The sequence below is a fragment of the Nocardia sp. NPDC050412 genome, from assembly GCF_044458825.1.
In the GTDB taxonomy this organism is placed as follows: domain Bacteria; phylum Actinomycetota; class Actinomycetes; order Mycobacteriales; family Mycobacteriaceae; genus Nocardia.
On the sequence record NZ_JBITIJ010000002.1, the window covers coordinates 786,079 to 808,431 of the forward strand.

A 22,353-nucleotide genomic window follows, 5' to 3' on the forward strand; every position below is an offset into this window, starting at 1 on the left:
ATCAGCCCTCGCGCGAACGCCGCGTCAATTCAACTGTCGCCGCGCGCAATTCGCCTGCCGAATCAATCGGCGTCGCGTAGCCGACCCGTGTCCGTGCCACGCCGCGGGATGTCACCACTCGCAGATCCAGCCCGTACCGGTCGGCGCGTTCGCAACTCGCCTCGGTCGCGTCCGGATATCCGCCCAATACCTGTGCCATCGACAACAGCGCGTCCGCGTGATCGTCATTCAGGTGCGTGATCGCGCGCCCAGCCACCGGAACGACCGGATCCGGCGCGGCCGCCAGATACTGCTCTGCCGTCGCCGAATCCATCCGCCCGTACCCACCGACCCATCGAACGCGCCGCACCCGCAACACCCACAGCGAGAAATCGCTGTAATCCACGTAGTACTTCGCCGCTGGCACCGCCGCCAGATGCGCCTCGCGCGCCGCCGCAGCCTCATCGCCGACCGGACGCTCCACCACACCGGCCAGCGTGATACGAGTACCGGCCAGCGGATCGGCGGGCACCTCGGGCGACACCACCGACAGGCTGGCCCGCGGATCCGCCGCGAGATTGCGCCCGTGCTCGGCCATCCGCGATACGCACAGCACCGGCTGGCCCTCCAGCAGCCCATAGGTGACGAACGACGCCCACGGACCGCCGTCCTCGCTCAAACTCGCCAGCGTCGCGATATTCGTCGCCGCCGCAACGGTTCTGGCCTCCTCGGCCGCCGAAGGGCGAGCCGGATTCGCCACCGGCGAGGTCGGCTGTGGAATCGAAGGCGCGTCGCCCGGATCACCGTGATCGAGAGTCATGCCGTCCATCCTCGCAGGTATCCACTGCTATCCAGTGCGGTATCCCGCCCGGGACGCGGTAGCGCAGCAGAACCACCGAGGGGCGTGGAGCAGCTGACATCGGACATTCGAAACGCCGACGACCGCGTCTCGAACCGATCGATCGCGCGCGCAACGGCCGCGGATCGGCAAGACTGGCGTGCGTGACCAGATACGCATTCGACGCCGACCGCAACGCCCTCGTCGCCATCTGGGCGACCGGACGCGGCGATCTCGCCACCACCGTGGCCGAGCTGCCACCGATAAACCATGACCAGGCAACGAGTTTGGCGTCGAATCTGACCACCCTGTCCCGGTTCCAGTGGCGCACCTACACGCATCCGGCAAGCGCCGCAGGCGATCCCGACGTCCCCAATAGCGAGGCCTGGCGCCGCGCGGAGGAGCGTCGCAACTTCAAGGAGGTCGAAGCCGGAATCCGGAACCCGAACCTGCCGACCGACCACGGCCTCGTCGTTTCCTACAGCGGCGTAGTCGAATCCGCGCACCGCGTCGGACGCACCCTGCACGCCATCGACGACTCCGCCCTGCGCGACACCATCGCGGCCGAGGTCCGCACCGAACAGGCCGCCATCGAATCAGCCGAACTCGGCGATCTGTCCGGCCGTGCACGCCAAGCGGTCGAACTCTCACGCCCGGATGTCTCACCGGCTCAGGTGCAGGCCGCCGACGACCTGCTACGCGCCGACCCCCTCGGCACCGTGGAACTGTTCACCGAACTCGACCCGGCTTCCGCCTCCGTCGCGGCCGCGCACTGGCTCTATGCCGCCGCCGAGGTCGCGGGCGAACTCGCGGGCGTGCCAACCGCCGATGTGGTCGTCGAAGCCGATGACATCGAGGCACTGCAGGTCGAAACGCCGACCCTGGTGCTGGAGCGGCTGACCGGCGGCGAGACCCCGACCGAGATCGTCGTCGACCTCATCGCCGAGGCCACGGCGATCTCCGAAGGGCACGTGCCCGCACCATGGGCAGTCGTGGGGCGCGTCGCCGAAATCGAAGAGCAGGCCCGCAAATTCGATCTCGACAGCGCCTCCCGCGCCGCCCTTCTCGACGAATTCCGGATCAGCCACCTCGACCCCACCCGCCCGGCTCTGGACCTGCTGGAAGATCTCCTCGACGGCATCCGCGGCTGCCTGCTGCTGTACTCGGCCCACACCGCGGGCGCCGACGCGGAAGTCGAAGCCAAGTTCGCCGCCGACGTCAGAGGGGAAGCCGACGCCCACTCCGACCAACTGTTCTGACTCGGGCACCGCTGATCAACCACACCGCACCGACTTCCGACTCACATCGGCGGCGAGCCAGCCCAGCAGCGCCTCGTAAACGGCGTCGTGGTTGAGCAGGGTGAAATGGTTGGCTCCGGGGATATGCAGGCCATTGTCGTCGTCGAAACCGATGCGGCGAGCCCGATTTCGGCCGGAGCCACTGGCGGGCAGGACCAGGCCGTCACCGATGATGCGACCGAGCGGATGGCGCGGGCTGCGCGTGACCGATGCGGTAACGAAGTAATGATCAGCGCAGTCGAGCAGCGGCACCTCGCGAATGACTCTGCGGCGCAAAGCATCCGCGTCCAGACCGTACCAATCCTCATCGACGAGCGAACCCTGGTGCAGGTCACGAATGCCCGCACTGCGGCGGCGTAGCAGCCGACCGAAGGGCCGGGTCTCGGGAATTTTCACCAATGCGGCGGAGGCGTAATGGACGAGCTGCTCCAACGGCGCGCCCAAATGCGGTGATCCGAGACAGACGATATGCCGCACCCGACGCACCCACGGCAGGTCGGTTTGATCGGCGTCATAGCATGCACCACGCGCGATCAGGCCGCCCATGGAATGGCCGACAAGGGCGATCTGTTCGACCTCCACCGGCCAGTTCTCGACCAACCGCTGCAGCATCCCGTTCAGCAGACGGGCGTTCTTCGAGATGTGCAGTCCGCTGTTGTATCGAACCATCAGCGTCGTGCAGTCGAGGTCGGCTTCGAGCCGCTCGGCGTAGCTGGGCCGCCCGCCAAGGCGCCAAGCGTGTTCGGTCTCCACCAGGCCGTGCAGGAAAACCACGATGCGCGAGCGCGGATTCGACACCACATCGCCGGCCCAGCCCGGCGCGACGGGCTCGCCTTTGATCCGAAATGTCATCGGCCCGGCGAGAATCGGCCGCTCATCCTCGAGCGTGTCTCCGATCAACCCCTGCAACGCGGCGAGGAATCCGGAGCCGCGCACCGTGCGTGAGGGCACCGCAGCGCCGGGTATATCCACGGCGCGCTCGGCAAGCGCTCCGGCAACCACCGCAGTACCGCCGACCAGGCGATACACCCCATCGGTAATCGCATCGTGCACTACCTTGACCGGCTGCGCGGCCGGTCCGACACCCAGTCGCACCGCCGCGAACACCCGGTCCGACACGGCTCGGTGAACCGCGGCGATCCCCTCGATCGCACCACCCAGCTCATCGCCCGCCAACCGGGCGAGCGCTTGAATCTCGGCCTGTCGTTGCCGCTCGGGCTCACTCATTCATTGAGTGTACAACTGTGCACTGAGATTTTCGCGTCGGAGCACGGCCTAGGACGGTATGTGGCTGACTCCGACCGCGGTTTCAGTGAGACTGCCGAGGTAGAGGGTGCCGTTGTGCTCGACAACGCCGGTAACCATCGCGAAGTCGGTGCCCTCGGTCTGCAGGTCGTGCACGACCTTGCCGTCGAAGTCGACAGCCATCACCCAGACGGTGCGCGGTGGTTCGGGCTGCACCCATCGCGGCAGTGCCCAGACGACCCGGCGCAGAACGCCGGGCAGGGGAAGTAGGCGATCCAGCAATGGATTTCGCGGTGACGGCAGGGTGATCCACACCAGAGCGTCGCTGCCGAGGGCCATATTGTCCGGGAAGCCGGGGAGGTTCTCGATCAGGCGGTCGTAGGTGCCAGCCTTCGGTCCGGTCAGCCAGTATCGGGTCACGCGGTAGGCGCCCGTTTCCGCGACGAGCACGCAGGAGCCGTCGGGGGAGAGGACCACGCCATTGGCGAATTGCAGTCCGTCGATGAGGGTTTCGAGTTTGCCGGATGGATCGAGGCGGAACAGGCGGCCGGTGCCGGAATGCTCCAGCAGATCGCCCATCCACTCATCCAGCGGATAGCGGCGCGACGACGAGGAGAAGTAGATCGTGCCGTCCTCGGCGCGAACCACATTGCTGGCGAAGGGGAGTGGTTCGCCCTCGACCTCGGCCACGAGCACCTCGATCCCGCCCGCGCTGTCCAGCCGCAGCAGGCCGCGATCGAAATCGCAGATCAGCAGCGACCCATCGGTGGCGGCATGCATACCGAGCGGGCGGCCACCAGTGTTCGCCAGCAGGCTCACCGCACCGTCCGCGGGATCGATGCTGTAGATGGAACCGTCATCGACTCCCGCAATGATCCGACCCTCGGCGGTGCGAACCACATCTTCGGGTGCCGCGCCGGGCAGTTCGAATCGCGCGACCGGGGCAAGTGGTGGGGCGCTACGCGTTTCGCGAGCCCGGGGTGGGGCAGGCGGCGGTGTCCAGCGTTGCGGCTGCATTATCGATCCGGCGGCCATGGCCTCAGCCTATCCCGGTGGCGACAATCATCCGTTCAAGAACCGACCTCGCACCACGGCATGGCCATACGTAGATATGCGCATCTAAACATACGTCCTTCTCGATGGAGAGCAAATGAATGCGTTCGGCTTCGCCGAACGCAACAAGGAAGGGAGGGGATGGGCTCCGATCACTTTGAACAATGAAGAGGGCGGGTCGGAAACCAGAGGGCAATACCCCCGATATCGCGTGGTGGCGCGCGGAATGGGGGAGAGGGGAGGGCGCCACCGTGGTTCGGGAGTTAGGTGCTCCCTTAGGGATGTCAGCGGTGCAGGGCGGTCTCGTGCTGCAAACGCGACAGCTTCTCCGGATTGCGCACAGCGTAGATCCCGGTAATGAGGCCGTCGTCGATGCGCGCGGCCACGACGGCGTCGATATCGCCGTCGTGGCGCAGGATCAGCGCCGGGTAGCCGTTGACGAGGGCGGGTTGCGCGGACCTCGCGGTGAGGTTTCCGAGCGCGGCAGCGAGGAAGCCGGCCACCGCGTCGGCGCCGACGACCGGCACCAGCGCGGCCTGTGCGAGTCCGCCGCCGTCGCCGAGGAAGACGACATCCGGTGCGAGAATGTCGAGCAGGCTCTGCAGTTCGCCGGTTTCGACGGCCCGCTGGAATGCCGCGAGCGCGTCTCGCGTCTCGTCCACGGAAACCACCCCGCGTGGCCGGCGCGCGGCGACGTGTGAACGTGCCCGGTATGCGAGCTGGCGAACCGCGGCCGGGCTCTTGTCGACCGCTTCGGCGATCTCGTCATACTCCAGATCGAATACCTCGCGCAGTACGAATACCGCTCGCTCGATAGGCGTGAGGGTTTCCAATACCAAAAGCATCGCCATCGAGACGCTGTCGGCCAACTCGATGTCCTCGGCGACGTCGGGCGCGGTCAGTAAAGGTTCGGGAAGCCAGGGCCCGACGTAGGTCTCCTTGCGGCGCCCGAGCGCACGCAGCCGGTCGAGCGACTGGCGGGTGGCGATTCGGACCAGGTACGCCCGGTGATCCTGCACTGTGTCGAGATCGACGCCTGCCCAGCGCAGCCAGGTCTCCTGTAGGACGTCTTCGGCGTCTGCAGCCGAGCCGAGCATTTCGTACGCGACGGTGAAGAGCAGGTTGCGGTGCGCGATGAACGCTTCCGTCGCGGAGTTCGGATGGTCCTCGCGGCTGCTGCGCGCGCCGCGGCCGGTGGGCGTGGACTGCGACATGCCGGGCATGGGCGGCTCCTGTTCACTCTCGACTTTGTCACCCATCAGACGTCGGGTCCTGTTGTTTTGTAACAGCGAGACGACGGTGGTGTGCGTCACATCCAAGGGCTGTTACGCGGATCGGGGCGGGGCCGTCTCATGGTCGTTCGATTCAGCACAACCAGTAAGGACCGAAGTCATGGAACCCCGTTTCAACCTGAACGGCAACGAGCTCGGCGCCAAGATCGGCAAGCGGTTCGCCAGCACCAGCCTGGCGATCATGGAGTCGTCGCTACCGAAGTCCACAGTGGAGCTGGTGGAGTTGCGCGCCAGCCAGATCAACGGCTGCGGTTATTGCGTCGACGCCCACGCCAAAGAGCTGGCGGCCGCCGGCGAACCAGCGGTTCGGATCAATCTGGTCGCTGCCTGGCGTGAGTCCACTGTGTTCAGCGAGGCCGAGCGGGCCGCGCTGGCGTTCGCGGAGGAGGGCACTCGTCTCGCCGACGCGAATCTCGGTGTGTCCGACGAGACCTGGGCTCAGGTGCGCGAGCACTACGACGACAACCAGATCGCCGCGCTCGTCTACTTGGTCGCGATGATCAATGCCGCCAACCGGCTCCTGGTGATTACGCAGACCAAGGGTGGCTCCTACGTGCCCGGCACGTTCGAGAGCGTGGCGAGCTGATCCACACGTGGATCCCGGCCCAAGATCATTCGGGCCGGGATCCACGGATGGGGGAGCACTGCGTCCGGCGATCGCCGACGACGTCGCAGGGATCTCGAGGCGGTTCGCGGGGAACGTATTCGGGGCTTCTATGGGCCCAGCGCTCTAAAATACATCGCCCTATTTAGATATGCGTATTTAACTATATAACTCTCGAACTCTAACTCACCAAATCCCGCCCACCTCAAAAAACAGCACAGGACAAGGGGAGCCCCCGCTGCTGCGCCCAGTGACGGCCGCAGCAGCGGGGAACTAGGGATTGACGGAGAAGACGTGCCAGAGCACGGCAAGTGTGGCAAGCGTGAAAAACGGTGACAGGATCCAGATCTCGACTTTGTTCCCGGTCCGTTCGATCACCGGCACGCAGGTACGCAACGGGAACGGCCAGAACAGTCGGCACCCCTTATCGGTGAGGCAATCACCGGCTAGATGGGCCAGCGCCCCGAGCCCGACGGAAAACGGCAACCATGCCGGTTTGTCGCTGATCCAGTGATCCATCACGAACGTGCCTGCCGCGGCCAGGATTACGATCGTGCCCCACGCCTGGATGCCCTCCCCGGGAGGGCACAGATGCAGTGCCCGCACGGCCAGTGCGAGCAGGAAGAACACCAATCCGAGTGTGAAATACCTTCCGAGCCAATGCTCACCGGCCCAGGTCCCATAGGCGACAGCGATCACGAAGGCGAACGAGTGGGTGGCGTGCCGATGTCCGCCGGAGATCCAGGAAATCAAGCGACACAGGTGATAGGAGAGCGGACCGAGCACATGTGCGATGGTGCCGTTCGGATGGTCCGCATCGGGCAGCAGCGCGGCCCCTGCTGTCAGAAAGGTTCCGAGCAATACCTCGACGGCACCGAGGTGCGCGTCGCCAGTGGGCAATACCGGATAGACCAACGCCGAAATGGGCAGCGTGGCCGCTGCTACCGACCAGGCGAAAGCGCCACTGGTCGCATGTGAATGTCCTAGCACCGCATGAAGATTAGTTGACCACAACCTGTTTCAAACAAACGCGACTAGCCGGCGGTTGAAAACGTCTCGGGAGGAGGGGATTTCACCGAGAGCGGCCAGACACGGTCGGTGTGGCCATTGTGCATGGAACAGCCCGCGAACGGTCCCTTGAGGTCGAACAGCATGTCCATATGGCTATCGGCATGGTCGAGAAACCATAGTGACAGGCCCAATTCGCCGTTGAGCCGATAGAGTTCCCAGGATTGCCAGAGCGCCTCGAGCCGTGCCACGGCCTCGGTGTGCCGCCACCATTCCGGGCACCAGGCCACGCCGTTGTCGGCCACTTTGCGCCGATAGACCTCGGCCAGATAGTTCTCGACGAACTCCACGACCGATCCGTAGACCTGTGTCCGCTGTTCTTTCATGGCGCCCCCGAGGCCAGTGGCATTCCGAACAGCTTCGAGAGTAGTCACGAAATCTGCTGAGGTCCTTTGGGAAACCTTTGAAAAAGCTAACCCGTGCGCCGCGAACGCGGATCCACGATGCGATGGAGGGCGTGCAGATCCGATTCCAATGCGTAGAACACCCGCAGCGCGCCGACGAATGCGAAGAGACTGACCACGCACAGGATCACGATGGGACCGATCACCATCTGCTGCTGCGCAGCGTCGAGATAGACCAGACCACCTGCCACGCCGATCAGGGGAACCGAGGCGGCGATGCCGAGGTAGATCCGGATGCGCCGAGCGAGCCGCCGCAATCGGAGGGCGTCATCGGGGGAGGTCTGCCCGGTACCGAGCAAACCCGGATAGTACCAGCGCAGTACGAAGAAGGTGACCGGGAAATACGAGTACACCACCGCGACCGCGGCCGCGACCAGATGAGATGCGATGAGATTGAAGGTGAACCCGCTGGACAGGTTCGCGGTGTAATACAACTGGGTCAGGAAGATCACCAGGGATAACGCCCACCCGGCGAATCCGACCACCGCGATGCGGTCGCCGCACGCGAGCGTATCGGCGCGCGCCCGAGCGAGGGTCTGCTCGTCGAAGTGCTTACCGCGCCGCAGTCCGTCGGGAACCAGGAACACAAGACGGCACCAATACAGCAGGGCCAAAATGCCGAGCGGGTAGCCGATCGCGCCGAGCAGCGTTGCGAGGCCTTGGAGTTGGGCGCTCGCCTCGCTGGTGAGCCGCGCGTCGAGCAGTCGCGTGTTGTGCGCGGAAAGATAGAGCGCGCCGAGGAATTGCCCGAGCATGCTGGACAGCGTCACCACCGGCATCGGCCGCATCCGCAGTTTGGCGCGGATACTGCGCGCCGGCGGGTCGACGAGATCGCGGGCGGTGCGGTCCAGGGTGAGATCGAGTTGACTGGCGAGTTCGGCGCCGGTGGCGAAGCGGTCGGCGGGATCGGGGGACAGGCAGGCGAGCAGGGCATGCTGCAATACTGGTGGGCAGTCCGGCGGGATATCGGCGGCGAAGCGGTCTGGGACCGGCTGGCGGCGCAGTTCGATCATCCGTTCCAGTGAGGTATCGGATTCGCCCGCACTGCGTTCGTCGTCGAAGGGGAGTCGGCCGGTGAGCAGTTCCCACAGCACGACCGCCAGTGCGTAGAGGTCGCTGCGGGTGTCGAGGTCAGCGGCAGTGGTGGCCATGGTCGGGTGGCAGGCTTCGAGCTGTTCGGGTGACATGTAGGCCAGTGAGCCGCCGAAGTAAGCGGCGGGGCTGGCACCTGGAATGTGGCGGCTGAAGCTGATATTGAAGTCGGCGAGCTTGGGTTGTCCGTCGACGGTGAGCAGTACGTTCGCGGGTTTGATATCGCGGTGCAGCACGCCTGCGTGGTTGGCGTAGTCCAAGGCGGAGGCGAGTCGACTGCCGAGCCACGCAACGGTTTCCGGCCAGCTCAGCCGCGCGACCTCGGTACGGGTGGGGGATGGTTGTGGTTCCAGCACGCCGCCGCTGGCGGCCGCCTCGTCGACGGCGTCGAGGAGTAGTCGACCGGTCTTGCCCGCTACCCCGGTTCGGCGCAGCAGCCGCAGCACGCCGAGCAGGGTGCCACCCGGAACATACTGCATGTACATCAATTTCAGGTGCCGGTCGGCGATCTGGCGTTGATCGAAGACCCGCACGATGTTCTCGTGGTCGAGCTGGGCCAGCGTCTGTCCCTCGCTGCCGCGATCATGGGAGATCTTGACCGCGACGAGTCGCCGCATCGAGCGCTGCCGTGCCAGGAAGACTCGGCCGAACGCGCCCTGGCCGAGCAGGATCAACATATCGAAATCGTCAACGGTCGCACCGGGTTTGATGGAGTCGAGCGTCGCGAGTGCGGCGGGGTCGGTCAGGACGGTGCTGCGGAAGTGATCGCCATCGAGGCGGTCGGCGATCCGCGCCATCTGTTGCGAATACCGCTGTTCGTATTCGGTGAGATCCAGATCCTTATCGAACTGGCGGCGCGCGGTGATCTCCTCGTAGATCAGATCCGGTGGCAGTGGGGCGGTGTCGAGTTCGGGAAATTCGGCCAGGTATTCGTCGAGGCGCTTTTCGGCCTTCTTGCGGATCGACCGGTGATGCAGATCCACCTTGATCAACTCGATGAGTGCCGACCGCCGCAGTGCGGTCTCGGTGGGCAGATGCGGGGTCAGCTCGGGTGGTTCGCCCGCGGCCTCCCACTCACCCGCGAAATCGGCGACCGCCCTGGCCAATACGGCCTGAGCAGCCATCGCGCGATCCCCACCGTGCTCCGGTGGTACCGCGCCGAGCTGGGTATTCATCGTCGGCTCACTCGATCAGGTTGGTGTCCGGGACAGAACCGAGAATATTCGATTATCGTCGTCCGTCGCTGATCTTCGCCACCGGTGGGCGCCGGACGCAACGGAACTGGCGTACGCATGAAGACGCCCCCGCGAACCACGGGGGTTCGCGGGGGCGCCGCGTGCGGAGGACCGGCCGGGTCGGTCGGTCATTCCTCTTTCATCACACCAGGTCGAACCGGTCCAGGTTCGACACCTTGACCCACGCGGCGATGAAGTCGTTGACGAACTTCTCCTTCGCGTCGTCGGTCGCGTAGACCTCCGCGAGGGCGCGCAGCTGCGAGTTCGACCCGAAGACCAGGTCGACGCGGCTGCCGGTCCACTTGACCGTGCCGGTGGCGCGATCCTTGCCCTCGTAGGTTCCGTCATCGGCGGCCGACGGCTCCCACTTCGTGCCCATATCGAGCAGGTTCACGAAGAAGTCGTTGCTCAACGATCCCGGGTTGGCGGTGAATACGCCGAGCGGAGACTGCTTGTGGTTCGCCCCGAGGACGCGCAGACCACCGACGAGGACGGTCAACTCGGGAGCACTGAGGGTCAGCAGGTTCGCGCGGTCGATCAGCAGGTACTCGGCGGGCAGCCGGTTACCCTTCCCGAGGTAGTTGCGGAAGCCGTCTGCGCTGGGCTCGAGCGCGGAGAAGGACTCTACATCGGTCTGCTCCTGGGTGGCGTCCGTGCGACCCGGGGTGAACGGCACCTCGACGTCGTAACCGGCGTTCTTGGCGGCCTGCTCGACGGCCGCGGCGCCGCCGAGTACGACGAGGTCGGCGAAGGATACCCGGGTGTTCCCGGTCTGGGCGGAGTTGAAGGACTCCTGGATGCCGTCCAGGACGCGTACCACCTGGGCGAGTTCGTCGGGCTCGTTGACCTCCCACCCGGCCTGCGGCTGCAGGCGGATGCGTCCGCCGTTGGCGCCGCCGCGCTTGTCACTGCCACGGAACGACGCCGCGGCCGCCCACGTGGTCGAAACGAGCTGTGCGACAGTCAGACCCGAGGCCAGGATCTGGTTCTTGAGTGCGGCGATATCGGCGGCCCCGATGAGGTCGTAGTCGGCGGCCGGGACGGGGTCCTGCCACAGCAGCGTCTCCGCCGGCACCTCCGGCCCGAGGTAACGGACCTTCGGCCCCATATCGCGGTGGGTCAGCTTGTACCAGGCCTTGGCGAACTCCTGGGTGAGCTCCTCGGGGTGCTCGAGCCAGCGACGGGTGATCTGCTCATAGATCGGGTCGATCCGCAGCGAGAGGTCCGTCGTGAGCATGACCGGGGCGTGGGACTTCGACGGGTCGTGGGCATCGACCACGGTGCCCGCGCCCGCGCCGTCCTTGGGGATCCACTGGTTGGCGCCGGCGGGGCTCTTGGTCAGCTCCCACTCGTACCCGTAGAGGGTCTCGAGGAAGCTGTTGTCCCACTTGGTCGGAGTCGGCGTCCAGGTGCCCTCCAGGCCGGAGGTGATCGCGTCCTTGCCGACGCCGGTGCCGAAGGCGCTCTTCCAACCCAGGCCCTGCTCCTCGAGCGGGGCGGCCTCGGGCTCGGGACCGACGAGTTCGGCATCGCCGGCGCCGTGGGTCTTGCCGAAGGTGTGGCCGCCGACGATCAGCGCGGCCGTCTCGATATCGTTCATGGCCATGCGGTGGAACGTCTCACGGATGTCGATGGCCGCTGCGAGCGGATCGGGATTGCCGTTCGGGCCTTCCGGATTCACGTAGATCAGACCCATTTGGACTGCGGCCAGCGGGTTTTCCAGATCGCGGGTGCCGGTGTAGCGCTCGTCGCCGAGCCAGGTCTGCTCCGGACCCCAGTACACGTCCTCCTCGGGCTCCCACTGGTCGACGCGGCCGCCACCGAAACCGAAGGTGGGGAAGCCCATGTCTTCCAGCGCGACATTGCCGGCGTAGACGAGGAGGTCGGCCCAGGAGAGTTTCTTGCCGTACTTCTTCTTGACCGGCCACAGCAGGCGTCGGGCCTTGTCGAGGCTGGCGTTGTCGGGCCAGCTGTTGAGCGGGGCGAAGCGCTGCATACCGGCGCCGGCTCCGCCGCGGCCGTCGCTGATCCGGTAGGTGCCCGCGGCGTGCCAGGCCATCCGGATGAAGAAGGGGCCGTAGTGGCCGAAGTCGGCGGGCCACCACTCTTGCGAGGTGGTCATGACCTCGACGATGTCCTGTTTGACGGCAGCCAGATCGAGGGTTTTGAATTCCGCGGCGTAGTCGAAGTCGGCGTCCATCGGGTTGGCTACGGCGGGGTTCTTCTGCAGGATCTTGAGATTGAGCTGGTTCGGCCACCAGTCACGGTTGCTTCCGCCCTCGGCGGGGGATTTGAGGCGACCGGAAATAACGGGGCAACCACCGGTGGCGGGTTCCGTATTGGCCTCTCCGATGGGCGGATGTTCCTCAGGCACGGCATTTCCTTTCGGGGGGTTGAGTGAATCGGGCTGTGATCACGGGTGTGATCCGGACATTTGCGCTGCCGAGCAATCGGAGCACAGGCCCCAATAGATGACCTCGGCCTCATCGAGTACGAATCCGTTGTCGTGCGATGCGGTCAGACAGGGGGCCTCGCCGACGGCGCAGTCGACATCGGCGATGACGCCGCATGAGCGGCACACGACATGGTGATGGTTATCGCCGACGCGCGTTTCGTAGCGCGCGACGGATCCCATCGGCTGGATGCGCCGCAGCAAACCGGCGGCCGTCAGTGCGCGCAACACGTCGTATACCGCCTGGTGGGATACCGCACCCAGCGTCTGGCGCACATGACCGAGGATCGAGTCCGTATCGGAGTGGGGATGCTCGTGCACGGCAGTCAGCACGGCAACCCGCGGCGCGGTCACGCGCAGCGACACCCCGCGCAACATGCGCTCGAATTCCGAATTGCTGGACACATTCAAGAGTATGACTCATTCAAGTCTCCATGGGGAGGGTTTTGCGAAACTCGAGACGATCCCACAAACCGCCGCTCTCCGGGGACGATCGCGTCCGATGAACCCCACAGTCCGCTACTGGCACGAGCTCATGGTTATTGGGAGGGGAGCGTCGGATGAACTGTCAGCGGCCATCGCCATCAGGTCTACTTAACATAATGTCGATTATCGGCGTTACAACGGAGGCGTTGGAAGTGGGCGGCTTTGGTTGTATGACGTTGGTAGGTACGGACTTTCGCTCCGCTGCTCAGTAGCTGGCTGGCTTACCGGCGTTCTGTGCGCGGAAATCGCATGCTGCGGATGCGTGGTGTCCCCTCGCTACACAGATCGGCTGATGTAAATATTTCGGCAGATGCTGGATTTCGGCGGAGAAATATCGGAGCGGCTCGACAACGGCGATCTGGCTGTTTTGGAGGCGGATCCCCTGCTGGGGCCGCCAAACTCCATATAACGTCACAGTGACGATTTAAGGGATGGAGGCGAGTTCTCTGGCTTGGATTGGGTTCGGATTATAAGGCCAGTGGTTAGCGATTGGCTCTGTTTTGGGAGTCCAGTTATCGGCAGGCTGAGGTGATGTTGGTTCGGCGGCTGGTCGCGCTCTATGTCGGGTTGTGGTTGTACGGGTTTTCGATGGCGGTGATGATTCGGGCCGGGCTCGGGTTGGATCCGTGGGATGTGTTTCATCAAGGGGTTGCCGCGCATGTATCGATCAGTTTCGGGGCGGTGACGGCTTTGACGGGTGTCGTGGTGTTATTGGCGTGGATTCCGTTGCGGCAGTTGCCAGGGCTCGGCACGGTGAGCAATGTCGTGGTGATCGGTGTATCGGTAGATGTCGGGTTGTGGCTGTTGCCGGACTGGGATGTGCTGGCGGTGCGAGTCGGCGCGATGGGTGCCGCGGTGGTTTTGAATGCGCTGGCCACGGTGCTGTATATCGGCGCGGGTATGGGCCCAGGGCCACGGGATGGACTGATGACTGGACTGGTCCGCCGGACCGGGTGGTCGGTGCGATTGGTGCGGACCGGGATCGAAGTGACAGTACTGACGACCGGCTGGCTACTCGGGGGCAGCGTCGGCGTGGGCACTGTGGTGTACGCGTTCGGCATCGGTCCGCTGATTCAGGTGATGATTCCGCTCGCTGACCGGTATCTGCCCGGATTCCATGCGGATCGCAAGGCTGAGCCCGATGTCGTCCCGGTGGCGCCTTGACTGTGGCCGGTCGCGAACTGGCGAGGCCTGCCGAAGTTCGATACCCGGGGAGCGTCCGAATTATCCTGGGCTGCAGCAAGTTTCCGTTGAAACCCCTCCCCTTCGCCCGTTCTTTGCTACCCCGCGCCAAATCGTCACTGTGACAGTTGGTTGGATGTATATCCGCATGTACCGCGCACGACCTTGTTCGTAGCCGCACAGTGATGCGGAGAGTGTGCGAACTCGATATGGCTGTTCGGTTACTACGGATGTAGTCGGCAGCTCGATGGCCGAAAATGTTGATTTCCTGGCCGCGGCGCTCTCTCGACAACTGTGTCACCGTTCATACAGTTGTCGACATGACTAGCACTCCATCCGTGCTCATCGTCGGCGCCGGATTCGGCGGCCTCGCGGCCGCGCTGGAGCTCGTGCGCCGCGGCTACGAGGCGTTCACCATTATCGATAAGGCCGACGGGCTCGGCGGGGTCTGGCGGGACAATACCTATCCGGGCGCCGCCTGTGACGCGCCGTCGGATCTGTACTCTTTCTCCTTCGCTCCCAATGCGCACTGGCCGAAGCGCTTCGCCGAGCAGCCCGACATTCTCGCGTACATGCATGATGTCGCGCGCCGCTACGACCTCGAGAAGCACATGCGTTTCGGTGTCGAGGTCGACTCGGCGGACTTCGATGCCGACCGTGGCGTCTGGCAGGTGCGCACGACCGCCGGTGAGCTGCTCGAGGCGGATGTCTTCGTGCCCGCGGTGGGTCAGCTATCGCGTCCGGTGTGGCCGAATATTTCGGGCATGGATTCGTTCACCGGGGACGCGTTTCATTCGGCGCGATGGGATCACGAGGTCGACCTGACCGGTAGGCGGGTCGCGATCATCGGCACCGGGGCGAGCGCGATTCAGATCATTCCGGCGATTCAGCCGAAGGTCGGGCAGTTGACGGTCTTCCAGCGGTCGGCGCCGTGGATCATTCCGAAGATCGAAAGCTATTACGCGCCACCGAAACTCAATGTGCTGGACAAGCTGTCGATCGTGGCGAAGTTCCCGCTGATCCAGCGTGCGGAGCGGTTCGGCTGGTATTCGTTCTACGAGTTGGTGACCTCGGGACTGGAAGGCAATGGCCGCATCGCCGATCTGATCTCCGGATGGGCGGACCGGCATCGGGCCTCCCAGATCTCCGATCCCGAACTGCTGGCGAAGATGACGCCGGATTACGAGGCGGGCTGTAAGCGCGGGCTGATGGCGAGCAACTACTACCCGGCGGTGTCACAGCCGAATGTGCACTTGGAGACCTCGCACATCGCTGAGATCACGCCGTCCGGTGTGCGCACCGAGGACGGCACGCTGCACGAGGTCGATGTGATCGTCTACTGCACCGGATTCAAGGCCACGGAGTTCTTGGCGCCCATGACGATTCGCGGGATCGGCGGCAAGGAGCTGCGTGAGGTGTGGTCGGGCGGTGCGCGGGCCTATAAGGGCCTCACCGTGCCGTATTTCCCGAATATGTTCATCATGTACGGGCCGAATACCAACCTCGGCGCGGGGTCGATCATCTACATGCACGAGCGGCAGGCGCGTTATCTGCGTCAAGCGGTCGAGCATCTGCGCGGGGCTGGTGGCTATCTCTCGGTGAGGCCGGAGGTGGAGGCGCGGTTCGACGAGGAGATCCAGGGGCGGCTCGAACATACGGTGTGGACCAAGTGCACCAGCTGGTACCGGGAGGCCAGTGGTCGGGTGACGACGAACTGGCCGGGGCGGATGAGCGAATACGACAAGCGGACGCATTTCGATGTCCGCGACTACGAGCTGGTTCGGACCGGAAGGTAACCCATGACGCACTATGACGTGCTGGTGATCGGTTCCGGTTTCGGTGGCAGTGTGAGCGCACTGCGGTTGACCGAGAAGGGCTACCGGGTCGGTGTCCTGGAGACCGGGCGGCGCTTCGCCGATCACGAATTCGCCGAGAACTCCTGGCATCTGCGCGAGTACCTGTGGGCGCCGAAATTGGGATGCTTCGGTATTCAGCGGATGACGCTGCTGAACGACACTTTCATCATGAGTGGTTCCGGTGTCGGTGGTGGTTCGCTGGTGTATGCGAACACGTTGTACGAGGCGCCGGACACCTTCTACGGCGATAAGCAGTGGGCGCATATCACCGATTGGAAGTCCGAGCTGGAGCCGCACTACGACCAGGCCACGCGGATGCTGGGGGTGACGACCAATCCGGCGACCACGCCGTCGGATCGGGTGCTGCGGGAGGTCGCCGAGGATATGGGTATCGGCGATACCTACCGTCGAACGCCGGTCGGAGTGTTGTTCGCGGATAAGGAGACTCGGCCGGGAGCTGCGGTCGCGGATCCGTTCTTCGGTGGTGTCGGGCCGCAGCGGCGCTCGTGTACGCATTGTGGTGAGTGCATGACCGGGTGTCGGCACGGCGCGAAGAACACCCTGGTGAAGAACTATCTATATCTGGCGGAGCAGGCGGGTGCGGCCGTGCATCCGTTGACGACCGCGGTGTCGGTGCGGCCGCTGTCCGGCGGCGGGTACGCGGTCGATACCGTGCGCACCGGGCGCTGGGTTCGCAAGGCGAAGCAGACCTTCACCGCCGATCAGGTGGTGTTCTCCGCGGCCGCGCTCGGCACCCAACAGTTGCTGCACAATCTGCGGGATCGCGGTGTGCTGCCGAATATTTCGCCGCGCCTGGGCCATCTGGCGCGCACGAATTCCGAGGCGGTGTTGGCGGCGCGAACCCGCGATAAGGATTCGGATTTCACCAAGGGTGTCGCCATCACCTCGTCGATCCATCCGAACTCCCACACCCATGTGGAGCCCGTGCGTTACGGCAAGGGCAGCAATTTCATGGGCCTGTTGACGACGGTGCTGGTCGACGGGCAGGAGGGGAAGCGGCGTTGGGTGCTCGGTCTGCGGGAGATGGTGCGGTATCGGCGGGATCTGCTGCGCATGCACAATCCGGCGCACTGGTCCGAGCGGATGATCGGGCTGCTGGTCATGCAGAACGTCGACAATTCGATCATCACCTATAACAAGCGTGGTTTGTTCGGTAAGCGGATGACCACCAAACCCGGTGCGGGACAAGCGCCGCCGACGTGGATTCCGGAGGGCAACGAGGTCACGCGACGGGTCGCCGAGAAGATCAACGGCATTCCGCAGGGTTCCTGGACGGAAATGGCGAATATCCCGATCACGGGGCATTTCATCGGTGGCTGCGCGATCGGCGACTCCCCCGATACGGGGGTGGTCGACCCGTATCAGCGGCTCTATGGCTACGAGGGTTTGCATATCGTGGACGGTTCGACCATCTCGGCGAATCTCGGGGTCAATCCGTCGCTGACCATTACCGCCCAGGCCGAGCGTGCGATGTCGTTGTGGCCGAACAAGGGTGAACAGGATCAGCGTCCGCCGTTGGGGGCGCCGTATCGGCGGATCGATGCGATCGCGCCGAAGAATCCGGTGGTGCCGGACTCGGCGCCGGGAGCGCTTCGGTTGCCGATTACCCCGGTCTGATGCCCTCGGTTTCGCGTTGGCTGTCGACAGTGCGGTCCCCGGTCCGGAAAGGCTCAGTGGGATGTCGTGGATCCCAGCGGATACAACGACCAAGGCATCGCCTCGACCGGAACTGTCGCAGCAGATCTGTCCATCCGGCTCGTCTTGGAACCGGTCGTGAATTCTGGATCGGTCCCCATAATGACGCGGCCTTCGCTATTGACCAGCACTACCCGCTGACCGAATGCCTGGAATCGCGGGAGCAAGGCCTCCTCGATCGCGGCGACCGGCACGTCGGCACCGGCGATTCCGAGGAAAGTTCCCGATGTGCTCGTGACCGGTATCGAGAATGTGCAAACGTACTCATCGGTACACGCGTAGTCGAGGTGCGGCCCCTGTACCCATCGCCGACCCTGCTCGCGCGGCACCGTGAACCAGTCCATCTTGGTGTAGTCGTAGAAGTATTCACTATCGGGATTCAATTCCAGCAGCAGGCGTTGCGCGTCCGGAAGCCACCAGTCCAGGTGCCGGGGGCGATCGGTGAGGACACCGTCGGCCATCACTACGCCTGCTCCGGCGAACAGCTTTCCGTGCCGCTCGAGTTCGCCGATAATGGTCTCGCGCAACGGCGCCAGATCGGTCGACCGGGGAGCGGATCGCGGCATCTCGGTGAGACCATCCCACAGGGTTGTCAGCGCGGTCCCGATGGTTGTCAGCGACAGGTAGATCTCGTCGGCCAGTTTTGCGACGGAATCAGCGAGCGACTCGATGGTCGCAGGGGCCGGAAAGCTATCGGTATCCCTCATCTATCACTGAGCTCCAAGCGTAAGGCGACGAGGCGGCGGATGCGTGATTCGGTATGCGATTCTGCCAGTTCTCGCGCCCGGGCATCGTCTTCTCGTTCGATCGCGTCCACCAGGTGACGATGGGCGGTCGCCTCGGCCGCCGGTTCCAGTTTCAGCCGCGGCAGCCAGAGCAGGGCGGAGAGCTCGGCCTGTAGACCGACCTCGGCGCGGGTCAGCCGGGTGGACTGCGCGCACACCGCCATCTCGATATGAAAGCGGCTATCGGCCCGGCGTGCCGAGACGAGATCGGTGCTGTCCAACAGCCGGTCGGCCAAGGCGCGGAGGCGGACTATATCGGCCTGCAACCCGCGGCGCGCGGCGAACACAGCGACTGCTCCGGTGACGGCGAAGTGCTCGTCTCCCAGATCGCGCAGTTCCTGGATGCTCATCTGTTGCAACCGCGCCAGCGAGGTGTTCTCGAAGACCTCCGCCGAGGCGCTGATGAAGCTGCCACCCCCGCGGCCGCGCTTGGTGTGGACGATGCCCTGCTGCCGGAGAACGACCAGTGCCTCCCGCAGCGTCATTGTCGATACACCCAACTGGTTGGCGAGATCGGTCTCACTCGGCAACTGCTGGCCGTCGACCATCACACCGAGGCTGATCGCGGCAGACAGCCGCTGCACCACGGCCTCGGTTTTCGGACCGCCGCCCTCGAGCGGTGACAGCACGGCGCCGAGCGCGGTCAATCCGACCCTCTTCTGCTGGGGCAACACGACTCCTCGGGGTGGCAGGACGTAACAGGATTCTAGCTAACTAACACTTGAACTATGAACTATGAAGTTAGAGGTAACTTGGTTCTATTCCACACCCCGGTTCCCCTGGCTCACTCGTCGCACCCGTTTGACCGGATCGCGCGACTCTCGGATCGGGGCCGCCCATCGGAGCGTGGGCGTGTTTTTCGCGGCCCGCATGGCTGCTGTAGGTCCGCTTCGGCAATCCATCCGACCAGTCGCCGCTGTCTCTGGTCGAACTGTCAGTGCCGCGGTACGAGCTGTTGGCGGCGAGGGCTCAACTGATACCTTTACCGACGAAACTCTTGAACTATGAAATCTAATGTCTTATGTTCAAGGAGTGAACACCCCGACACCTTGACGCGTCGGCGTCACGATCGAAGCGGGAATACCTCATGTCCGAGAATCCGACTCTGCCTATGGAGCACCTCCGGTGGTGCGGCCGTTCTGAGTTGTCGGCCGAGACGGCAGCGCATAGCCAACAGCGGGCGGTTGACAATGGTCGCCAAATGCGCGATGTACGCGGGCGATGTCAGGGGATCGAAGATGGATAACGATCTTCACCGAACCGAAGTCGACGGATTCTGTGTGACGTGGCGCTTGGTTCAGCATCATCTGATCGCGATTGTCGCCGTGGACAACGCATCCGACGCCTCGCGGGTAGCGTCCTTCAGCCACAGCAACTACCCGGATCTCGTGCATGCGCGAGAACTCTTTCCGGAACTGGCGCGGCTGTGGGATGCGGTCCGCCACGAATTCTGGACGAAACTTATTCCGCCGCTGCCTCTGGCGGCCCGAAAGCGGGTATTGGCGTAACGGCGCCGAGGGCCGACCGCTCCTGTACATGCTCCCCCCGGACACACCGGTCGGGGAGCTCACCGTCGGCACCGGAAAAGAGTTGCCCGACGCATGCGATCGGCAGGGCTGCGGGGTGTCCCGACGCCGTCGCGGCAAATTCCGGGCTTGCCGATACGACCGACGAGGTGGTGGGCTATTTGGAAACGCCCTAACGCTCACGTTCCCGATCCCGCTCGCAGTCCGGTCGAGAAGAAAGGCGGTGCACCAGCAAGCGCATGGAGTAGCCGGCCACATTCAGCGCCGAGATGATGGAGCGACACATGGACGAGGACATCGAACGCACGCCGCAGCTCACAGCGTTCCCGCGCATCGACGATTACGGTTTCATCTCAGACTGCGAGGTCACCGCGCTCATCGCCCCTAGCGGAGCCGTCGAATGGATGTGTCTACCTCGCATGGACTCCCCCAGTGTCTTCGCGGCGGTACTGGATCGTTCCGCCGGTTCGTTTCGGTTCGCCCCCGCCGACTTCATGGTGCCCACCGATCGCCGCTACATCCCGGGCACGATGGTCATGGAGACGATTTGGCGCAGTGGTGAAGGGTGGGCGACCGTCCGCGATGTGCTGCTGGTCGGGCCCTGGCGACACCAGACACCGGGCCGCAGCGCCCATATTCGAACTCCCACCGACTACGACGCCGAGCACATTCTGCTGCGGACGGTGCACTGTGAGACCGGGCAAATCCACTTCGTGCTCGACTGCCAGCCGTCCTTCGACTACGGCAGACATCGCGCTCATTGGGAGTACCTCGATAGTTACCACATTGCGCAGGCCAGCGCGGACGGGATCGATCTGCAGTTGACGCTGAGCACCGACCTGCGTTTGGGACTGGAAGGTACGCACGCGCTGGCCCGCACTCTGCTGAAGGCGGGCGACACCCGGTTTTGCGCGCTCTCCTGGGGTAGTCGCGACGCGCCCCGCGCCGTCGAGGAGGCCGATGAACGGCTGCTGCGGACAATCCACCATTGGCGGCACTGGCTTGCCGGCGGGCGGTTTCCGGATCATCCGTGGGCTGCCCAGCTCACTCGCAGCGCGCTGACCCTCAAGGGGCTGACCTTCGCCCCCACCGGCGCTATCAGCGCCGCCGCCACCACATCGTTACCCGAAACCCCGGGCGGACAGCGCAATTGGGACTATCGCTACTCGTGGATACGCGACTCCGCTTTCGCGTTGTGGGGCCTGTACACACTGGGCTTCAGCTGGGAGGCGAACGACTTCTTCTCCTACATCATCAGCTTGACCGAAGACGTCCGGGATATGCAGATCGTCTACGGCATCGGTGGCGAAAGCGACCTCACCGAGCAGACCCTCACCCATCTGCGCGGCTACGAGAATGCCGGGCCGGTGCGCATCGGCAACGACGCGTACCGGCAACGCCAGCACGATGTGTGGGGCGCTGCGATGGACGCGGTCTATCTCTACGCACGTAATCAGGACCTGATCGACGCACGAGCTTGGCCGGTGCTGGGCCGGGCGGTCAAAAGCGCCCTCACCTACTGGCGCGAGCCCGACCACGGCATCTGGGAAGTTCGCGGGGCGCCTCGACATTTCACCTCCAGCAAGGTGATGTGTTGGGTTGCCGCCGATCGCGGCGCCCGGCTGGCCCGCATCCAACAGGACTTCGGACGCGCGCATCGCTGGCAACAGGCCGCGGACGAAATCCGCGCCGATATATGCGCTCATGCGGTCGATTCTCGGCAGGTATTCACCCAGTATTACGGCAGCACGGCGCTGGATGCGTCGACACTGCTCATCCCGCTGGTTCGGTTCCTGCCTGCCGATGACGAGCGGGTGCGCAACACGGTGTTGGCGATCGCCGACGAACTGACCGAAGACGGTCTCGTATTGCGGTACCGCGTCAGTGAAACCGACGACGGCTGCGCAGGGGAGGAAGGTGCTTTCACGATCTGCTCGTTCTGGCTGGTCTCGGCGCTGTCGGAGATCGGCGAGAAGACACGAGCCAAACAGTTGTGCGAGAAACTGCTCGCCTACGCCAGCCCCCTTGGCCTCTACGCCGAGGAGATCGATCCTCTTACGGGCCGCCACTGGGGCAACTTTCCCCAGGCGTTCACCCACCTGGCCCTGATCAACGCGGTAATGCACGTCATCCAGGACGAACAAGCCATATTGCGGCAGGCACTGGGCGGGGAATCGATCGCTCCACGACTGGACGATGCGTCATACACACTGGGATATATGCACCGATGACCAGTATGTCG

At 64.4% G+C, this 22,353-nt stretch carries 18 protein-coding genes; 7 read left to right on the top strand and 11 right to left on the bottom strand.

Annotated features, from left to right (window positions below; all coding sequences use genetic code 11):
- Position 1 precedes the first annotated feature (1 nt).
- Positions 2-799, bottom strand: a complete 798-nt coding sequence (locus tag ACIBI6_RS07550) for a DUF2470 domain-containing protein (RefSeq protein ID WP_364348101.1) — start codon at positions 797-799, stop codon at positions 2-4.
- A gap of 182 nt (positions 800-981) precedes the next feature.
- Between ACIBI6_RS07550 and ACIBI6_RS07555 the strand changes: the two genes are divergently transcribed.
- Positions 982-2,076 (top strand): hypothetical protein, encoded by a 1,095-nt coding sequence (locus tag ACIBI6_RS07555; protein WP_364348104.1) that lies wholly within the window; start codon positions 982-984, stop codon positions 2,074-2,076.
- A gap of 15 nt (positions 2,077-2,091) precedes the next feature.
- Here ACIBI6_RS07555 and ACIBI6_RS07560 read toward each other — a convergent pair whose 3' ends face one another.
- The 3 genes from ACIBI6_RS07560 to ACIBI6_RS07570 all read right to left on the bottom strand — a co-directional run bounded on the left by ACIBI6_RS07560 (position 2,092) and on the right by ACIBI6_RS07570 (position 5,636).
- A complete protein-coding gene (locus ACIBI6_RS07560) occupies positions 2,092-3,342 on the bottom strand; it encodes a lipase family alpha/beta hydrolase (protein WP_396955568.1) in 1,251 nt (416 codons plus the stop codon).
- A gap of 48 nt (positions 3,343-3,390) precedes the next feature.
- A complete protein-coding gene (locus tag ACIBI6_RS07565) occupies positions 3,391-4,395 on the bottom strand; it encodes an SMP-30/gluconolactonase/LRE family protein (RefSeq protein ID WP_396955569.1) in 1,005 nt (334 codons plus the stop codon).
- A gap of 302 nt (positions 4,396-4,697) precedes the next feature.
- Positions 4,698-5,636 (bottom strand): RNA polymerase sigma-70 factor, encoded by a 939-nt coding sequence (locus tag ACIBI6_RS07570; RefSeq protein ID WP_396955570.1) that lies wholly within the window; start codon positions 5,634-5,636, stop codon positions 4,698-4,700.
- A 169-nt stretch (positions 5,637-5,805) separates the two neighbouring features.
- Between ACIBI6_RS07570 and ACIBI6_RS07575 the strand changes: the two genes are divergently transcribed.
- Entirely contained in the window at positions 5,806-6,291 is a 486-nt protein-coding gene (locus tag ACIBI6_RS07575; RefSeq protein ID WP_396955571.1) for a carboxymuconolactone decarboxylase family protein, read from the top strand.
- A gap of 291 nt (positions 6,292-6,582) precedes the next feature.
- On the opposite strand, the gene ACIBI6_RS07580 is transcribed toward ACIBI6_RS07575, so the two are convergent.
- From ACIBI6_RS07580 to ACIBI6_RS07600, 5 genes are all read right to left on the bottom strand, one after another.
- Positions 6,583-7,299, bottom strand: coding sequence for a metal-dependent hydrolase (locus ACIBI6_RS07580; RefSeq protein WP_396955572.1), 717 nt, complete (start codon positions 7,297-7,299; stop codon positions 6,583-6,585).
- A 44-nt stretch (positions 7,300-7,343) separates the two neighbouring features.
- Positions 7,344-7,667, bottom strand: a complete 324-nt coding sequence (locus tag ACIBI6_RS07585) for a DUF4913 domain-containing protein (protein ID WP_396955573.1) — start codon at positions 7,665-7,667, stop codon at positions 7,344-7,346.
- A gap of 122 nt (positions 7,668-7,789) precedes the next feature.
- Positions 7,790-10,048 carry a serine/threonine-protein kinase gene (locus ACIBI6_RS07590; protein ID WP_396955574.1) on the bottom strand — a complete coding sequence of 753 codons (2,259 nt, stop codon included), beginning with the start codon at positions 10,046-10,048 and terminating at the stop codon, positions 7,790-7,792.
- 202 nt (positions 10,049-10,250) lie between these two features.
- Positions 10,251-12,482 (bottom strand): catalase/peroxidase HPI, encoded by a 2,232-nt coding sequence (katG, locus tag ACIBI6_RS07595; protein ID WP_396955575.1) that lies wholly within the window; start codon positions 12,480-12,482, stop codon positions 10,251-10,253.
- A 39-nt stretch (positions 12,483-12,521) separates the two neighbouring features.
- Positions 12,522-12,938: a Fur family transcriptional regulator gene (locus ACIBI6_RS07600; RefSeq protein WP_364348469.1), complete on the bottom strand. Its 417-nt coding sequence runs from the start codon at positions 12,936-12,938 to the stop codon at positions 12,522-12,524.
- 639 nt (positions 12,939-13,577) lie between these two features.
- Here ACIBI6_RS07600 and ACIBI6_RS07605 point away from each other — a divergent pair.
- From ACIBI6_RS07605 to ACIBI6_RS07615, 3 genes are all read left to right on the top strand, one after another.
- Positions 13,578-14,210, top strand: a complete 633-nt coding sequence (locus ACIBI6_RS07605) for a hypothetical protein (protein WP_364348128.1) — start codon at positions 13,578-13,580, stop codon at positions 14,208-14,210.
- Positions 14,211-14,548: 338 nt separating this feature from the next.
- Positions 14,549-16,024 carry an NAD(P)/FAD-dependent oxidoreductase gene (locus tag ACIBI6_RS07610; RefSeq protein WP_364348131.1) on the top strand — a complete coding sequence of 492 codons (1,476 nt, stop codon included), beginning with the start codon at positions 14,549-14,551 and terminating at the stop codon, positions 16,022-16,024.
- 3 nt (positions 16,025-16,027) lie between these two features.
- The gene (locus ACIBI6_RS07615) at positions 16,028-17,722 is read left to right on the top strand and encodes a GMC family oxidoreductase (protein ID WP_364348134.1); all 1,695 of its coding nucleotides are present in this window, start codon (positions 16,028-16,030) and stop codon (positions 17,720-17,722) included.
- A 53-nt stretch (positions 17,723-17,775) separates the two neighbouring features.
- Here the strand turns inward: ACIBI6_RS07615 and ACIBI6_RS07620 are convergent, their stop codons facing one another.
- Positions 17,776-18,507, bottom strand: a complete 732-nt coding sequence (locus ACIBI6_RS07620) for a cache domain-containing protein (protein ID WP_396955576.1) — start codon at positions 18,505-18,507, stop codon at positions 17,776-17,778.
- Positions 18,504-19,256: a FadR/GntR family transcriptional regulator gene (locus ACIBI6_RS07625; protein WP_396955577.1), complete on the bottom strand. Its 753-nt coding sequence runs from the start codon at positions 19,254-19,256 to the stop codon at positions 18,504-18,506. Before ACIBI6_RS07625 ends, ACIBI6_RS07620 begins: the two co-directional genes overlap by 4 nt.
- A gap of 567 nt (positions 19,257-19,823) precedes the next feature.
- Between ACIBI6_RS07625 and ACIBI6_RS07630 the strand changes: the two genes are divergently transcribed.
- Complete coding sequence (locus ACIBI6_RS07630) at positions 19,824-20,093, top strand: hypothetical protein (RefSeq protein WP_364348142.1); 270 nt, start codon at positions 19,824-19,826, stop codon at positions 20,091-20,093.
- Positions 20,094-20,395: 302 nt separating this feature from the next.
- A complete protein-coding gene (locus tag ACIBI6_RS07635) occupies positions 20,396-22,342 on the top strand; it encodes a glycoside hydrolase family 15 protein (RefSeq protein WP_364348145.1) in 1,947 nt (648 codons plus the stop codon).
- Positions 22,343-22,353 lie beyond the last annotated feature (11 nt).

Coding starts and splice junctions, on each gene's coding strand:
- ACIBI6_RS07550 (WP_364348101.1), bottom strand. CDS start 799: ATGACTCTCGATCACGGTGATCCGGGCGACGCGCCTTCGATTCCACAG.
- ACIBI6_RS07560 (WP_396955568.1), bottom strand. CDS start 3,342: ATGAGTGAGCCCGAGCGGCAACGACAGGCCGAGATTCAAGCGCTCGCC.
- ACIBI6_RS07565 (WP_396955569.1), bottom strand. CDS start 4,395: ATGGCCGCCGGATCGATAATGCAGCCGCAACGCTGGACACCGCCGCCT.
- ACIBI6_RS07570 (WP_396955570.1), bottom strand. CDS start 5,636: ATGCCCGGCATGTCGCAGTCCACGCCCACCGGCCGCGGCGCGCGCAGC.
- ACIBI6_RS07575 (WP_396955571.1), top strand. CDS start 5,806: ATGGAACCCCGTTTCAACCTGAACGGCAACGAGCTCGGCGCCAAGATC.
- ACIBI6_RS07590 (WP_396955574.1), bottom strand. CDS start 10,048: ATGAATACCCAGCTCGGCGCGGTACCACCGGAGCACGGTGGGGATCGC.
- ACIBI6_RS07600 (WP_364348469.1), bottom strand. CDS start 12,938: ATGTTGCGCGGGGTGTCGCTGCGCGTGACCGCGCCGCGGGTTGCCGTG.
- ACIBI6_RS07605 (WP_364348128.1), top strand. CDS start 13,578: ATGTTGGTTCGGCGGCTGGTCGCGCTCTATGTCGGGTTGTGGTTGTAC.
- ACIBI6_RS07610 (WP_364348131.1), top strand. CDS start 14,549: ATGACTAGCACTCCATCCGTGCTCATCGTCGGCGCCGGATTCGGCGGC.
- ACIBI6_RS07615 (WP_364348134.1), top strand. CDS start 16,028: ATGACGCACTATGACGTGCTGGTGATCGGTTCCGGTTTCGGTGGCAGT.
- ACIBI6_RS07620 (WP_396955576.1), bottom strand. CDS start 18,507: ATGAGGGATACCGATAGCTTTCCGGCCCCTGCGACCATCGAGTCGCTC.
- ACIBI6_RS07630 (WP_364348142.1), top strand. CDS start 19,824: ATGGATAACGATCTTCACCGAACCGAAGTCGACGGATTCTGTGTGACG.
- ACIBI6_RS07635 (WP_364348145.1), top strand. CDS start 20,396: ATGGACGAGGACATCGAACGCACGCCGCAGCTCACAGCGTTCCCGCGC.